This window comes from Achromobacter spanius (assembly GCF_002966795.1).
Taxonomy (GTDB): Bacteria; Pseudomonadota; Gammaproteobacteria; order Burkholderiales; family Burkholderiaceae_B; genus Achromobacter; species Achromobacter spanius_D.
Genome location: NZ_CP023270.1, coordinates 4,113,453 through 4,128,541, shown reverse-complemented (window position 1 = coordinate 4,128,541; position 15,089 = coordinate 4,113,453). Strand labels below are relative to the sequence as shown.

13 protein-coding genes are annotated in these 15,089 nt (G+C 66.0%); 10 read left to right on the top strand and 3 right to left on the bottom strand.

The window, feature by feature from the left end; translation table 11 throughout:
- Positions 1 to 107: 107 nt before the first annotated feature.
- Genes CLM73_RS18590 through CLM73_RS18575 form a run of 4 tightly spaced genes read left to right on the top strand, consistent with a single transcriptional unit; the run spans position 108 to position 6,524 of the window.
- A complete protein-coding gene (locus CLM73_RS18590; protein ID WP_105239692.1) occupies positions 108 to 2,345 on the top strand; it encodes an ABC transporter substrate-binding protein in 2,238 nt (745 codons plus the stop codon).
- Positions 2,342 to 3,319, top strand: coding sequence for an ABC transporter permease (locus CLM73_RS18585; protein WP_105239691.1), 978 nt, complete (start codon positions 2,342 to 2,344; stop codon positions 3,317 to 3,319). The genes CLM73_RS18590 and CLM73_RS18585 overlap by 4 nt, the downstream gene beginning before the upstream one ends.
- 5 nt (positions 3,320 to 3,324) lie before the next feature.
- A complete protein-coding gene (locus tag CLM73_RS18580) occupies positions 3,325 to 4,836 on the top strand; it encodes an ABC transporter permease (protein WP_105239690.1) in 1,512 nt (503 codons plus the stop codon).
- Entirely contained in the window at positions 4,833 to 6,524 is a 1,692-nt protein-coding gene (locus CLM73_RS18575) for an ABC transporter ATP-binding protein (RefSeq protein ID WP_105239689.1), read from the top strand. Before CLM73_RS18580 ends, CLM73_RS18575 begins: the two co-directional genes overlap by 4 nt.
- Positions 6,525 to 6,594: 70 nt before the next feature.
- On the opposite strand, the gene CLM73_RS18570 is transcribed toward CLM73_RS18575, so the two are convergent.
- The 3 genes from CLM73_RS18570 to CLM73_RS18560 all read right to left on the bottom strand — a co-directional run bounded on the left by CLM73_RS18570 (position 6,595) and on the right by CLM73_RS18560 (position 10,909).
- Complete coding sequence (locus CLM73_RS18570) at positions 6,595 to 7,140, bottom strand: MarR family winged helix-turn-helix transcriptional regulator (RefSeq protein WP_105239688.1); 546 nt, start codon at positions 7,138 to 7,140, stop codon at positions 6,595 to 6,597.
- A 31-nt stretch (positions 7,141 to 7,171) separates the two neighbouring features.
- Positions 7,172 to 8,890: a collagen-like triple helix repeat-containing protein gene (locus CLM73_RS18565; RefSeq protein ID WP_105239687.1), complete on the bottom strand. Its 1,719-nt coding sequence runs from the start codon at positions 8,888 to 8,890 to the stop codon at positions 7,172 to 7,174.
- A gap of 357 nt (positions 8,891 to 9,247) precedes the next feature.
- Entirely contained in the window at positions 9,248 to 10,909 is a 1,662-nt protein-coding gene (locus CLM73_RS18560) for a ShlB/FhaC/HecB family hemolysin secretion/activation protein (RefSeq protein ID WP_199778346.1), read from the bottom strand.
- Positions 10,910 to 11,455: 546 nt separating this feature from the next.
- Between CLM73_RS18560 and CLM73_RS18550 the strand changes: the two genes are divergently transcribed.
- From CLM73_RS18550 to cpaB, 6 genes are all read left to right on the top strand, one after another.
- Entirely contained in the window at positions 11,456 to 12,286 is an 831-nt protein-coding gene (locus tag CLM73_RS18550; RefSeq protein ID WP_105239684.1) for an MHYT domain-containing protein, read from the top strand.
- Positions 12,287 to 12,320: 34 nt separating this feature from the next.
- The gene (locus tag CLM73_RS18545) at positions 12,321 to 12,533 is read left to right on the top strand and encodes a Flp family type IVb pilin (protein ID WP_056563247.1); all 213 of its coding nucleotides are present in this window, start codon (positions 12,321 to 12,323) and stop codon (positions 12,531 to 12,533) included.
- A 146-nt stretch (positions 12,534 to 12,679) separates the two neighbouring features.
- A complete protein-coding gene (locus tag CLM73_RS18540) occupies positions 12,680 to 13,186 on the top strand; it encodes an A24 family peptidase (RefSeq protein ID WP_105239683.1) in 507 nt (168 codons plus the stop codon).
- Complete coding sequence (locus tag CLM73_RS18535; protein ID WP_105239682.1) at positions 13,132 to 13,593, top strand: TadE/TadG family type IV pilus assembly protein; 462 nt, start codon at positions 13,132 to 13,134, stop codon at positions 13,591 to 13,593. The genes CLM73_RS18540 and CLM73_RS18535 overlap by 55 nt, the downstream gene beginning before the upstream one ends.
- A 1-nt stretch (position 13,594) precedes the next feature.
- Positions 13,595 to 14,086: a TadE/TadG family type IV pilus assembly protein gene (locus tag CLM73_RS18530; protein WP_105239681.1), complete on the top strand. Its 492-nt coding sequence runs from the start codon at positions 13,595 to 13,597 to the stop codon at positions 14,084 to 14,086.
- Complete coding sequence (gene cpaB, locus CLM73_RS18525; RefSeq protein WP_105239680.1) at positions 14,083 to 15,057, top strand: Flp pilus assembly protein CpaB; 975 nt, start codon at positions 14,083 to 14,085, stop codon at positions 15,055 to 15,057. The genes CLM73_RS18530 and cpaB overlap by 4 nt, the downstream gene beginning before the upstream one ends.
- The last annotated feature ends 32 nt before the right edge of the window (positions 15,058 to 15,089 follow it).

The following is a 15,089-nucleotide window of genomic DNA, read 5'->3' as shown; positions in this document are numbered from 1 at the left end:
CCCGCTCCCGCCCGATTCGCCTGCGGCGCCTCTAAGGGCATGCCGGGGTACTTCCCCGGCCCCCCATTTGCTATCCTCTGTCGCTACGAAACGAAGGGAAGGTTTCCATGGGTGTATTGAAGCGGCTCTGGGCGTCGGCCATGCTGCTGTCGCTGGCGTTGGCGGGCTGCTCGCAAGAAAGCCCCATCAACAGCCCCTATCCGTCCGGCGCCGAAAGCCAGAACACGCTGTATTCCGCTTTCGTCAAACGATCCCCGAAGTATCTGGACCCGGCCAGCTCTTATTCCGGCGACGAAACCCCATATACCTACAACATCTATGAGCCGCTTTACGGGTATCACTACCTGAAGCGGCCCTACGAACTGATTCCGCGCGCGGCGGCGTCGATCGATCCGCCGGTGTACCTGGACAAGGACGGCAACACGCTGCCGGCGGACGCGCCCGGCGAGCAGATCGCACAAAGCATCTACGACATCAAGATCCGGCCGGGCATCCGCTACGCGCCGCATCCGGCCTTTGCGCGCAAGCAGGACGGCGGCTACGCCTACTTTCCGCTGGCGCCCGGCGAACTCGACGACAAGTTCTACATTCCCGATTTCCCGCTGACCGGCACCCGCGAGCTCACCGCCGACGACTACGTCTATGCGTTCCGGCGCCTGGCCAGCCCGCGGGTGGTGTCGCCCATCTATTCGCTGATGGCCGAACACGTGCAGGGCCTGAAGGACTACGGCGACCGGCTGCGCAAGCGCGACCAGGAGTTGCGGCGCGACGTGCCCGGGGGCGCCGGCGCGTCGCCCTGGCTGGACCTGCGCGAGGACGATGGCTTCAAGGGCGTCGAGGCGCTGGATGCCCACACGCTGCGGATCCGCGTCGACGGCAAGTATCCGCAGTTCAAGTACTGGCTGGCCATGACCTTCACCGCGCCCATCCCGTGGGAGGCGGACCGCTTCTACAACCAGCCCGGCATGGCCGCGCATGACCTGTCGCTGAACACCTGGCCGGTGGGCACCGGGCCGTACATGCTGGTCGAATCGCTGCAGAACCGCCGCCACGTGCTGGGCCGCAATCCCAATTACCACGGCGAACCCTATCCCTGCGAAGGCGAACCCGGCGACAAGACGGCCGGTCTTTTGGCCGACTGCGGCAAGCCCACGCCATTCATCGACCGTGCCGAGTTCAGCGTCGAAAAGGAAGCCATTCCGCTGACCGGCAAGTTCATGCAGGGCTATTACGACGTGCCGCAGATCGAGCGCGGCGAATACGGTGTGGCCATGCTGGTGGCGGCCGGCGACAGCCAGGACAAGGCGCGCAAATACCAGGAACACGGCATCAAGCTGCCGACCACGGTCGAGACCGCCAACTGGTATATGGGCTTTAACTGGCTGGATCCGGTGGTGGGCAAGGGCGACACGCCCGAGCAGCAGGAACGCAATCGCAAGCTGCGCCAGGCCATCAGCATCGCCTTCGACTGGGAAGAGTACGTGGCGGTGTTCGAGAACAGCCAGGCGTCGGTGGCCTATGGCCCGGTTCCGCCCGGCGTGCTGGGCTACCGCGATCCGCCCGAAGGCATCAATCCCGTCGTGTATGACCTGGTGGACGGTAAACCCGTGCGCAAGTCCATCGACGTGGCCAAGCGGCTGCTGGCCGAGGCCGGCTACCCGGACGGCCGCAACGCACAGACCGGCGCGCCGCTGGTGCTGTACTTCGATTCCATGTCCGGCGGCGGCTCCAATCCGCAGTCCGACTGGATGCGGCGCCAACTGGCCAAGATCGGCGTGCAGCTCGACGTGCGGGCCACCGACTACAACCGCTTCCAGGACAAGATGCTGCGCGGCGCCGCGCAGATCTTCCTGTGGGGCTGGAACGCCGACTACCCCGACGCCGAGAACTTCCTGTTCCTCTTGTACGGCCCCAACGCCAAGGCCAAGGGCGGCGGCGAAAACGCGGCCAACTATGCCAGCCCCGAGTTCGACAAGCTGTTCGAACAGATGAAATTCCTGGATGACGGCCCCGAGAAGGCCGCGCTGATTGCCGACATGATCGCCGTCGTCCAGCGCGACGCGCCGTGGATGTTCGGCTACTTCCCGATGTCGGGCGGGGCCTACCAGCAGTGGGTCGGCAATGCCAAGCCCACGCAGATGGTGCGCAACACGCTGCAGTACATGAAGATCGACCCGGCACTGCGCCAGCAGAAGATCGACGAATGGAACTCGCCCATCTGGTGGCCCGTCGGCGTCTTCATCCTGCTGCTGGCGCTGGCGATCTGGCCTTCGTACGTGGCGCTCAAGCGGCGTGAACGCCAGACGGCGTTTGTGCCGCCCGAACGCAAGGAGCATCAATCATGATCGGCTACGTGATCCGCCGGCTGTTGTATGGCGTGCTGATTCTGATCGGCGTCAATCTCTTTACCTTCATCCTGTTCTTTGCGGTGAACACGCCCGACGACATGGCGCGGCTGGCCATCGGCGGTCAGCGCGTCAGCCAGGACGCCGTCGAGAAATGGAAGGCCGAACGCGGCTACGACAAGCCGCTTTTCTTCAATGCCGAGGCCAAGGGCACGGCGCAGCTCACGGACACGGTGTTCTACCGGCGTTCGGTGCCGCTGCTGGTGATGGATTTTGGGGCGTCGGATGGCGGCCGCGACATCGGCCGCGAGATCAAGACGCGCATGGGGCCCAGCCTGGCGCTGGCGGTGCCCACGTTCTTCCTGGGGCTGTTCGCCAGCATCGTGTTCTCGCTGACGCTGGTGTATTTTCGGGCCACTCGGCTGGACTTCTGGGGCGTCGTGCTGTGCGTGATGCTGCTGTCGATATCCAGCCTGTTCTACATCATTGCGGGCCAGTGGCTGTTTGCGAAACTGCTGCGGCTGGTGCCGTTCTCGGGCTACTCGGGCGGGCTGGACGTGATCAAGTTCCTGGCGCTGCCGGTGCTGGTGGCGATCGTGTCGCGTCTGGGCCCCGAGGCGCGCTTCTACCGCACCCTGTTTCTTGAAGAGATCGGCAAGGATTACGTGCGCACCGCGCGCTCCAAGGGCCTGGCCGAGCGCGTCGTGCTGTTCCGCCACGTGCTGCGCAACGCCATGCTGCCCATCCTGACAAGCACGGTCGCCGCGCTGCCGCTGCTCTTCATGGGCAGCCTGATCGCTGAATCGTTCTTCGGCATTCCGGGGCTGGGCAGCTACACCATCGACGCCATCAATGCGCAGGACTTCTCCATCGTGCGCGCCATGGTTTTTCTGGGCGCGGCGCTTTATATCGTGGGGCTGATCCTGGCCGACATTTCCTACACGCTGGCTGATCCCCGCGTGCGTTTCGAGTAGCCGCCATGCCCAAGTTCGTCTTTCTCTGGACCGATATCGCGCTGTGGCTGATGGTGGCCGGCGCGCTGGCCTATGTCTGGCACGTGCGCCGCAGTCCCAACCTGCGCGCCACCTGGGCGCGTGTCGCGCGCGACACGCCCGCCATGTGTTCGGCCGTCATTCTGGTTGCGTTTTCGGTGGTTGGCCTGCTGGATTCCGTGCACTACCGTCCGCTGCTGCCGCCCGCGCCGGGCGTTGCGGCCGACGCCGCGCCGGTGTATGCGCCCGCGGTGCGGTCCGCGCTGGACGGGCTGTTGGCCGGCAGCGTGCTCACGCGCCCCGAAAAAACCTATTCCGAACCGCTGGCCGCGCACCAGTTCACCAAAGAGACCATGTTGGTCGACGAGAAGCCAGTACGCGACTTTCCGCGGCTGCGCGGGGCGGCGCTGCACCTGACCGATCCCGAGAAGGAGCGCGCGGGCGACATCGCGATGCGGCTGGGGTGGGGCCTGGCCGCGGGGCTGGCCGTCGCGCTGGCCGGCGCGGTCCTGCTGTTTGCCTGCCTGACGCGCGCCACCGGTTCGGCGTCCCATGCGGCCGAGGAACTGCTGGCCGGCCGCGCCGACATTCCCTGGCGCGCCATGACGATCACCTTCGCGCTGTTGTGTCTTGCGGTGGGGGCGCTGGCCGGCCTGTCCAGCGGCTATCACGCGCTGGGCACCGACCGCATCGGCAATGACGTGTTGTGGCAGGCGCTGAAAAGCATCCGCACGGCGCTCGTCATTGGCAGTCTCACCACGCTTGCGATGCTGCCGCCGGCCATCATTTTTGGCATCGCGGCCGGGTACTTCAAGGGCAAGGTCGACGACGCCATCCAGTACCTGTACACCACCATCACCTCGATCCCCGGCGTGCTGCTGGTTGCTGCCTGCGCCCTGATGATGCAGGTGTACATCGACAACCATTCCGACCTCTTCAATACCGCGGCGGCACGCGCCGACCTGCGGCTGTTCCTCTTGTGCATGATCCTGGGCCTGACCGGCTGGGCGGGGCTGTGCCGCCTGCTGCGCGCCGAAACCCTGAAACTGCGCGAGCTGGAATACGTGCAGGCCGCGCGCGCCTTTGGCGTGTCGCACTGGCGCATCATGACGCGCCACCTGCTGCCCAACGTGGCCCATCTGGTGTTGATCACCGTGGTGCTGGAATTCTCGGGCCTGGTGCTTTACGAGGCCGTGCTGTCCTACCTGGGCATCGGCGTGGATCCCAGCATGAATTCCTTCGGCTCGATGATCGACGGCGCGCGTCTGGAAATGTCGCGCGATCCGATGATCTGGTGGAACCTGATGACCGCTTTCATCTTCATGCTGGCGCTGGTGCTGGCCGCCAACCTGTTTGCGGACGCGGTGCGCGACGCCTTCGATCCGCGCACGCGCCGCTACAAACCCAGCCGTCTTGCGCGTCTGGGCTTTCTTGGCCGCCGTCCCGAAGCCATGCTGGCGGCGGACGGCCGCGCCTCCAAGACCGGAGAGGCGCCATGAGCTACGACACTCCCTTGCTGACCGTGAACGGCCTGGACGTCGACGTCGCGGGCGAAAGCGGCATGACGCACGCGGTCAAGCGGCTGCAGCTGGCGATCTCCCAGCGCGAGACCTTCGCGCTGGTGGGCGAATCGGGCTGCGGCAAGAGCATGACCGCGCTGGCGCTGCTGCGGCTGCTGCCGGACGCCGGGCGCATCGTGGGCGGGCAGATCGACCTGGACGGCGAAGACCTGAACCGCCTGCCGGAAAGCGCCATGCGCGGCGTGCGCGGCGGGCGCATCGGCATCATCTTCCAGGAACCGTCCACCAGCCTGAACCCGGTCATGCGGGTGGGCGACCAGATTACCGAGACGCTGACCGCGCACACGCCGCTGCGCGGGGCGGCGGCGCGGGCGCGGGCCATCGAGTGGCTGCGCCGGGTCGGCATTCCGGAGCCCGAGCGCCGCATCGACGACTACCCGTTCCAGTTTTCCGGCGGCCAGAAGCAGCGCGTCATGATCGCCATCGCGCTGGCGGCCGAACCCGTGCTGCTGATCGCCGATGAGCCGACCACCGCGCTGGACGTAACGGTGCAGGCGCAGGTGCTGGACCTCTTGGCCAGCATCCAGCAGGAAATGGGCATGGCCGTGCTTCTGATCACGCATGACCTGGCCGTGGTCAAGAACGTGGCGCATCACGTCGCGCTGATGCGCAGCGGCGAGATCGTCGAAAGCGCCAGCGCCGAGGAATTCTTCCGGGCGCCGCGCCATCCGTATGCCAAGCAGCTCTTCGAAGCCATTCCCACCTTCGACAAGCGCGGCGTGCCGCTGACCGAACAGGGCCGGGCCTTGGCCGCGCAGCAGCGCCAGCAGGGCGGGCCGGACCGCACGGCGGGCGTGGTGCTGGACGTGCAGGACCTGAAGGTCCATTACCCGGTACGCAAGGGTCCGCTGCGCCGCATCGTGTCGTGGGTCAAAGCCGTGGACGGCGTGACCTTCACGCTGCGCGCGGGCGAAACGCTGGCGCTGCTGGGCGAGTCCGGCTGCGGCAAGACCACCACCGGCAAGGCGTTGCTGCGGCTGATCGACGGCGCGCGCATCTCGGGCCGCGCCATGCTGCAAGGCCAGGATCTGCTGACCGCCGACCGGCGCCAGTTGCAGCGTCTGCGGCAGGATATCCAGATCGTGTTCCAGGATCCGTACGCATCGCTGGATCCGCGCATGCGCATCGGCGAGATCCTGGACGAGGGGCTGGCATCGCTCAAGCGCGACATGAGCCGGCAGGATCGCGAGAAGCACGCCGCGCAGCTCATCGAGCAGGTAGGGCTGCCCGCCAATACGCTGACGCGCTATCCGCACGAATTCTCGGGCGGACAACGCCAGCGCATCGCCATTGCACGCGCGCTGGCGGTCGAACCCAAGGTGCTGATCTGCGACGAGCCCACGTCGGCGCTCGATGTGTCGGTGCAGGCGCAGATTCTGGATCTGCTGCGCGAACTGCAGACCGATCTGGGCATCGCTTATCTCTTCATCACGCACAACTTCGGAGTGGTCGAGTATCTGGCGGACCGCATCGCAGTCATGGACAAGGGCCGCATCGTTGAACTGGGTCAGGCCGAAGCGGTTTTGCTGGCGCCGCGCCAGGAGGTCACACGGCGGTTGCTGGCCGCGGTGCCGCGTCTGCACTTCGGGCCGCCGGAGGCGGACTGATCCAAAGCCGGATCCGGCCAATGTGGCCGGATCCGGTGGTAGCGTCAACGAGGCAATATCCCGCCGCGTCCTACCCGGGCTGATGCGCGCCACCCGTCTCCAGCCAGTCCAGGGTGTCGCGCTTGACGCCGCGGCCGCAACGCGTCAGGAACCCGTGCACGGCCTCCAGTTCCGCGGTGTCATAGTTGCAGGACGTCATCGCGATGGTCTCGGCGATCCACTGCCGCTCCTGCGCGAGCACCCGGCACTGCGCCTCGACCGGCCGGATCACGATGATCCTGCGGTCAAGCGGGTGGCGGCCGCGTTCCACGTAGCCGGCCGCTTCCAGCCGGTTGATGAGTGCGGTCGCACCCCCCGAACTGATGCCCATCAACCGCGCCAGATGCCCTGTCGGCAGGGCATCGTATGCGATGACCAGCTCCAGTGCCTTCAAGTCCGCCACCGTCGTGCCCAGCTTCTCGGCCAGGGCCGATTGGCAGGCCGTGTTGTAGGCGGCGAACTGCCGGCCGAGCAGCAGGCCGATCTCGTCCAGCATGCCGGACCGCCGGCTGCTGTTTGATGGCTCGGCCATGCCGGTCATGGGCTCGTGGTGGTGATAGGTGTGTTGTTGCAGCATGATGTGGTTTCCTGGCGGATTTTTTAGGGGATCACTTCTTGCCGGCCAGGCCGCCGAGCAGTCCGCCGAGCAAGCCGCCGTTGGGCGCGCCGCCCGCCGAGCCACCCGTCGCGCTGCCCGTCGTCGCGCCCGTCACTCCAACCAGCAGGCCGCCGAGCAGTCCGCCGTTGGCTGCGCCACCGGTCGTTGCGCCCGAACCTCCCGCACTGGCCGGCGCACCGGTGGAAGCGCCCGCGCCCGCACCCGCGCCGGCCCCTGCACCCGCCGCGACATTCACGCCACCCAGCAGCCCGCCCAGCAGACCCCCGCCGCTCGTGCCGGCCGATGCGCCCGCACCTGCGGAGGCGCCGGCCCCAGCGGTCAATCCGCCGGTTACTCCACCGAGCAGGCCACCGCCGGCAGCGCCACCCGCGGCGCCACCCGCCGCGCCACTCAGGGCGCCCGTCACGCCGCCCAGCAGCCCGGTCACCGGCGCCAGCAGGCCTGCGGTGCCGTTGGCGCCGCCCGTCACGCCGCCCAGACCGCCCGTCAGCGAGGCAACCGCGCCCGTGGCGTTGGCCAAAGTCGAACCCAGGGGATTCGCGTTGCCCGGCGTGGCGTGGAGCAAACCGCCGGCGCTCGCGACCGCGCCGCCCAGCCCTTGCAGCACGCCGTTCAAGCCCGGTGCGGTGCCCGGCAACGAGCCGCCCAGATTGGTGACCGTGCCACCCAGGCCGGTCAACAGGTTGGCGACCGGCGCGCCCAGCTTGGTCGTGTCGCCCACTTGCTGCGTCAGGCCGACCACTTTGCCGGCCAGCGGGCTGGCGGTCGGGTCGAGCGCGCCGCCCACGCCTGCCAGGGTCGTCTGCAGGCCGAGCGGCAGCACGTTGTCTACGCTCTTGCCGACATTGCCCAACGCGGGCTCAAGCAGCGGCGTGGTGGGGCCGTTGAGCGCACCGCCCGTCACGCCGCCCAACACCTGCGTAATCGGTTGCAGCAGGCCGCCCTCGCCGGACAGCGGACCGGTCAGCGCGCCCACGGCGCCCGTGGCATTGCCCAGTACGGTGGTCAGGGGATTGGGGTTGTTGGCGTCCGCATGGAGCAGCCCCCCCGTGCTGGCCACCGTCTTGCCCAGGCCATCCACCAGGCCACCTACGCCAACCGCCAGACCGCCGGGCAGGCCCGAGCCCTTGACGTCCGTGCCCAGGTCGCTGACCGCGCCACCCACCTGCCTGACGATCCCGTCGACGGGCTGGCCCAGGCCGGTCGTGGCCCCCACCTGCTGCGTCAGGCCAACCACGGTGTCAGCGACCGGCTTGATCGTGGGATCCAGCGCCTTGCCCACGCCGCCAAGGGTCGAATCCAGATTCAGGGGCAGGGTGTTGTCGACCGCCCCGCCGGTATTGCCCAGCGTCGTTTCCAGCAGGCCGGTAACGCGCGGCGGGTTGGTGCCGGGGTCGGTGCCGCCGCCGCCGGGATTGGTACCGCCACCGGGGTTCGTGCCGCCACCGGGGTTCGTCCCGCCGCCCGGGTTGGTGCCCCCGCCGGGATTCGTTCCACCGCCGGGGTTCGTTCCACCGCCTGGGTTCACGCCGGGATCCAGGCCCCCGCCGCCCGGGTTGGTCGGGATATCGGTTCCCGGAAGTCCTGCCGTTTTCTTCCCGCTGCCCCCGCCGCCGCCGCAGGCGGTCAACGCGCTCACAAGCGCGGTGGCCATGACGGTGGCGGTCAGGACGTGATGGAGGCGGCGCATCTCGGTACGGTTCTGCATGACGAACTCCTTTGGCTGGAAGAATCGGGTCCTGAAACAACCCGGTACGCTTCCTGATGCACAAACCATGCCAAGATTTTTCAAAACCGATGTAAATCTCCAGTTTTGGTAATGCCGTGCCGATAAATTCGCTTTGTTATCAGCTGCATACGCTGGGGTTTAGGGGTTTTTCCCTGGCTCCCGATAATCTCTGTTTTGGGATGGCGGCGAGCCTGCGACTGTTACGGAAAGCCGGTCATCCCACGTAACGTTACGGCCAGCGTTACGTAACGCCGGCGCCATTCGCGCATTAAAAACGCCCGTCGGAACGGGCGTCATTAAAATCCCGGCATAACCGCGCCGGGCCCGGCTGGACAGTTACAGCGCGTCCCAGAACAACGAATAATTGGCGTTGAAGCGCAGGTCGCGGTCGTTATTGACGGTGGCAGATCCGACCGGTTTGGCCACGTTGAAGTCAAACAGATAATGCTTGTCGTCGGTAATCCGCACGCCCAGCGCCACGGATGACAGGTGGCGGTTATTCAACGTCTGCAGGTCCTTGTTGTTGTACCAGGTGCGTGCATAGTCGACCAACGCGTAGGGCTGTACGCTTGAAAGATACGTCCATCCCACGCCGAAGCGCCGATTGATCTCCGCCGATACGCCAACGCCTTTGTCCCCACTTTGTTCGCCCTGCGGATAACCCATGGCAAACCGCCAACTGCCAAAGGAGATCTGCTCGGAAGAAGGCAGGATATTGCTCGAATACTGCCCCGCTCCGGAGAAAACCAGGCCGAACTGGTGGGGCAGCGCAAAGGTCTGCCGGGCGTTCAGGTTGTAGCGGGTGAAGTCCAGATCCAGGCGCGGCGTGGCGGAATAACCGTAGTTGGTCGAGATATCCTTTTTTGCGCCGACGGCGTCAAAACCCTTGGCGACCGTCAGCGTGATGTCCGTTGCCTTGGTTTCTGAAACCTGGATATACCGCATCTCGGCAGTCGCGGCGCGCACCTGCGCGTCCTGCTGCAACCAGCGGTCGGATTCGCGGGCTTCGTATCGGTCCTTGGAATTGGCGGCATATACCCCTAACGTGCCGGTCAGCGAACGCCGGTTGTTAAGCAGAAACGGATAACTGACGCCGACGCCGATGCGGTCGTTCTTTACTCGGCGATCAAAACCCAGCAGTTCAATCGCGTCATCCTGCGGTCGCGCATCGTAGTAATAACCGTCCACCTTGACCGACAGCCCATTGGCGCCGATCGGCACCCGGATTTCGCCGGACACGTATTTCACGTCGTCAGTATTGAAGGGGACGGACGCCGTCAACTTCACCTGTTCGCCTAATGGCGTCAGGCTGTTGGTGGTGACATTCACGATAGGTTGCATGCCGGTGCCCAGATCCGCGATGTCGCCGGACAGGCTGACGGGTTGGCGGGTAGCCACCAACGCCAGCTCGGTGGCGCCGTCCGCGCGGCGGGGCAGGTCCAGGCTGGGCGTGAACCTGACGCCTGGCACGGTTCGCATCAGGTTCAGTTGGCGCTCCAGCGTGGCCTGGCTGAGCGGCCGTTCCGCCAGCAACGGCGCGGCCAGCGTTTCAAGCCGATCCTGCGCATTGCCGATGTCGCCATCGATCCGCACATTGGCGATGAAACCCTCGACCACCGTCACCACGACCAGGCCGTTGGCGAATGTCTGGTTCTGCACCAGCGCAAACGACAGGGGAAAGCCCTTGTCGCGGTAAAGCTGGGTGATCTTGTCAACCTGGGCAACCAGTTCTCCCAGGCTGATTTCCTTGCCCGCGAGCGGCGCGAGCACGGCGGACACTTCCTCGAAAGGAATGGCACGCACGCCGGTGACCTCGAAGTTGCGCGGCACGATCCGCTGCGCCAGCCGGGCCTGCAGGGCCAGTTGTTCCGGGGTGGCGGTTTGGACGACAGGCGGCGGCTGCCTTGACGATGGCGGACGCTCCAGCCGCGGCAGGGCGTCCACCGGGTTGCCGCGCAGCGGCCCCTCCGCCCGGGCTGACGTGCCGGCCGCCAGCATGCAAAAAAGGGCCAGGGCCAACGGCCCACCCTGACATTTCACTCGTGTGCCTTTTTTATCTTTCATTTCTGCTTGCTCATGTGAACGCCGAGCCGATAAAGATCGCGTATCGAGTGGATAAAGGGTTACGTCACCAGTAATTAACAGTTGCGTTTAAGGGCGTTTATATGGTGCCAGTATTGTCTGAACAATGACAATCAATTTCAAAACGTGGTTGTACGATGTGCAATATGTCTCCTGCGCTGAATTATCCCGACGTCCCTATTAATCCGATGCTTGAAAGATAGGCGAGATTCGGACGTTTTTTATACGATTCCCTCGAAGATGGGAGTATCCGTTACAACTCGTGTGTCGCAACATTGCGAAATTCAGTGAAAACCCTGATGCGTATGATTTGGCAATATATAAACTGAAGCCACGTATCAAAAATACGCAAAATGTGTGGACCCGCCCGGAGATTCAAATGGCTGGGAAATACTGCAAGAAGCACTGCAATTACCCGCCGGCCGCGCAATATCGCCGCCGGCCACCACACGAGGAGCATTCATGAGCCCGGGCGACGTTGTCCCGCTCTCCTTCGACAGCGGCCTGGTGGCGCTGTCGTTCCTGATCGCGGCCCTGGGTTCGTATGTCGCCCTGCTGGCGGCGGCTGGCATCCGCGCGGAAACGCAGGACGGGGAGATCCGCCTTGGCTATGTCGTCATCGGCGCGGTGGCGATGGGCGGCGTGGGGATCTGGAGCATGCATTTCATTGGCATGCTGGCGCAGAACCTGCCCTTTGAAGTCGGTTATCAGAGCGGGCTCACCATACTGAGCTTTCTGGTCGCCGCCGGATTTTCCGGTTGGGCCTTCTGGTATGTCGGCCGGGATCGTTTCTCTTTTATTCGGTGCCTGATCGGCGGCTGCGCCGCGGGCTTCGGCGTTGCGTCCATGCATTATGTCGGGATGAGCGCCGCGCGCATGCCGGCGATCCTGCTCTGGAATCTGCCACTGGTTGTGTTGTCGGTGCTGATTGCCGTCATTGCTGCCACTGCCGCGCTGTGGCTCGCATTTAATACGCAGAACGAACGCCAGCGCATTGGCGCCGCCATTTTGATGGCCATCGCCGTGTGCGGCATGCATTACACGGGCGCCGCCGCGGGAGCGGTTATCTGCACGGCCGCCAATGGCGCGGCCGAACGGTATATCGGGGGCGCCATGTTGCCGTACATCGCATTTGCCCTGTCCATCATCACCTTGCTGCTCATGCGCTGGCATCTGCAGCGGGCTTCGCAACGCTTTCGCGCGCGCATGGCGCAGCGCATCGACTCGATCATTGAATCGGCACCTGGCGAGGTTTCGGGGAGATCCCCGGGCGCCTCTCCCGGGCCGGGTTAGCGGGACCCTTCAATCGATGCCTATGGAGCTTGATATGAAAGCAACACTTGCGCAGTTCTGGAATGACGAAGACGGGATCACCGCCCTTGAGTACGGGCTGATCGCGGGAATGGTGGCGGTGGCCCTCATCGTGGCGGTGGGCGCCTTTACCGGTTCCTTGAAAGGCATGTTCGAGGACCTTGGCACCAAGCTGGATAACGCCAAGGCGGGAACTGGCACCACGCCGCCCGCAGGCGGCGCAGGCTGAGCCATAAGCGGATCCGCGTCGTGGTGGCCTGGCCACCGCGGCGCAGCCCCGCAACCCGGCATTGTTTGAAAAATGGGCTGCGTCCGCCATGGCGCGCCTGTCGTCTTACCGAATTTTTAGAAGGTCTGGCCTTGTATCCAGGGGTGATGCTGTGGTGGCTGTTGTTTACATGCTGGATTCTGGCGCTGATCCATGGCGATCTGCGTCATCGCCGCGTCCCCAACCGGCTGATTGTCGTGGGACTCGCGGCGCAATTGCTTTGGCTGCTGGCGGCCTTGCTGGCGCCCGGCTGGGCCTATCCGCCACGATGGAGCGGATGGCTGCCGACGCTGGCTGGTTTTCTGGCGGCGGCGCTTTTTCTGCCGCTTTGGCGCTGGCGTGTGATGGGGGCGGGCGATATCAAGGCCATGGCCGTGCTCGGGCTGCTGCTGGGCTTTGCGCCGCTGATGGTGACGCTGGTGCTGGCCAGCGTGCTGGCGGGCCTGCACAGCCTGCTTTACCTGGCCGTGTCGGGCATGTGGGCGCTGAGCAACCGCGCCCGGCAGATTCCCTACGCGGCATATCTGGGGCTGGCCGCCTTCAGCGCGGCACTTATTCCGTGGAATTCGCCCTGGTATTCGTGGTGTTCTTCCTGGTGTTCTACGGGATCCTGACGTATTCCCTGGTGGTTGCCGCCCAGCATTCCGTGATGCTTGCCGCGCAGGACGGCGCGCGCAAGATCCTGCAGTGGCAGCCCGGCACCGCGTCGCTCGCGGCGCGGGCCGAAGCCGGACGCGAATCGGCGTTGTCGCAGGCGGCGTGGATCAGCGTTATGTCTGCGGGACCCGTACAGGTGGCGGTCTGCGGCAGCGCGGGCGCGCTGACCAGCGCGGCGGGCGGCGCGTGCAGCGGTTTGCCGCTGTCGCAGGATCAAATCGAAGTCAACGTGTCGTACGCGTATGGCGCCCATCCGCTCATCCCGGCCGTGCCATTTCTGAATACGGCGCTGATGCCGGCTTCCAGCGTGCTGAGCGCGCGCGCCACCGTGCATCTGGGCGACGCGCTGGGCGGAGGAAGCTGAGATGCGCGCGACGCGGCAATACCTCAACCGCATCAAGACCCGCACGCGCCAGCGCGGCATCGCGGCGCTTGAGTTTTCGCTGACGCTCACGTTGCTGCTGCTCTTCATCTGCGGCGTGGTCGGATTCGGCGCGCTGTTCTGGATGCAGCAGCAATTGGCCGCCGCCGCCGCTGACGGAGCGCGCGCGGCCGTCCATGCGCGCTTTAACGGCCAGTCCGACGTGCCCGCCGTGGCCTGCCTGGCGGCCATGCGAACTTTCTCCGCGGGATCGGCGGTGCTGTGCAGCGCCACGCGCGCGCCGTGCGCCTGGGCCGGGGCAGGCGGGGCGCAGGCCGATTGCGCGACCGTCGCCATGACCTACAACACCCAGACCTGGCCGTTGCTGGAGACCGTGCGGGGCTTGGTCACCGCGCTGCCGGGCACGAACCGCAATTGGATTCCGAGCAGGCTGCATTCGCAGGCTGTCGTGCAGATATCGCAGGGGACGCCATGAGCAGTCTGAGCAAGATCGTCGCGGGATTGTTGCTGGTGGCGGGCGTGGCGCTTGCCTTCGTGGCGTGGCGGCTGGCGTCGGCGCCGCCCCGTCCGGCGGTCAACGTGGCGCCCGCGCCGCTTGCAGTGGCGCCGGCCGAGCCGGTCAAGCTGTATCCGGTGGTCGTTGCCCGCGAGGCGATCGCGGCCGGTTCGCGCATCGACAGCGCAAAGATGCTGACGGTCGTGCAATGGCAGGCTGCGTTATCCGGCGGCTTTGCCGACCCCGCGCCGCTGGATGGCGCGGTGACAAGGGTCGATATCGCAGTAGGCGATCCGATCGTGCCCAGCCTGCTGACGCAAGGCCTGGCGCGCCAGCTGAAAGCGGGCGAACGCGCTGTCGCCATAGCCGTGGACGAGGTCGTCGGCAGCGGCAACCGCATCGTCCCGGGCGACATGGTGGACGTGTTCTTCATGATCGAGAAAAGTCCCGAGGTCGCGTCGGGCCAGGCGCGCCTCTTGCAGTCGCAGGTGCGCGTGCTGGCCTATGGCCAGGCCACGGTGGAAGGGCCGGACGAGAAGCCGGCCTTGCAGCAGGGCGGCCCGGGCCAGCCGGCACGCACCGCGGTGCTGGCGGTGCCGGTGGATCGCGTCAACGAATTGATGCTGGCCAGCCGTGCGGGCCGGCTGCAGCTGGCGCTGCGGCCGGTCGGCGACGACAGCATGCCGGATGTGGCCCTGTTCGCCCCGCGCGGCACGGTGTTGCCGGTGCGGGCGGATCTGACGCCCGCGCAGCGCGAGTCGCTGCTGGCTGGCCCCAACCGTGCCTTCGCGGGTGAGAGCCTGGTGCAACTGGATGGCAGCACGGCCGCCGCCTTGGCGCCCGCCGCGCGCGGCCCCGCAACCCGGGCGGCAGCCCGGCCGCAAGGGGCCGGCGGCGGCCGCACAGTCGAAATCATTCGAGGAGATAAATCCGAGCACGTGCGCTACTGAACGGGGCCGCGGGCGCACCAGGCGCAGCCCGC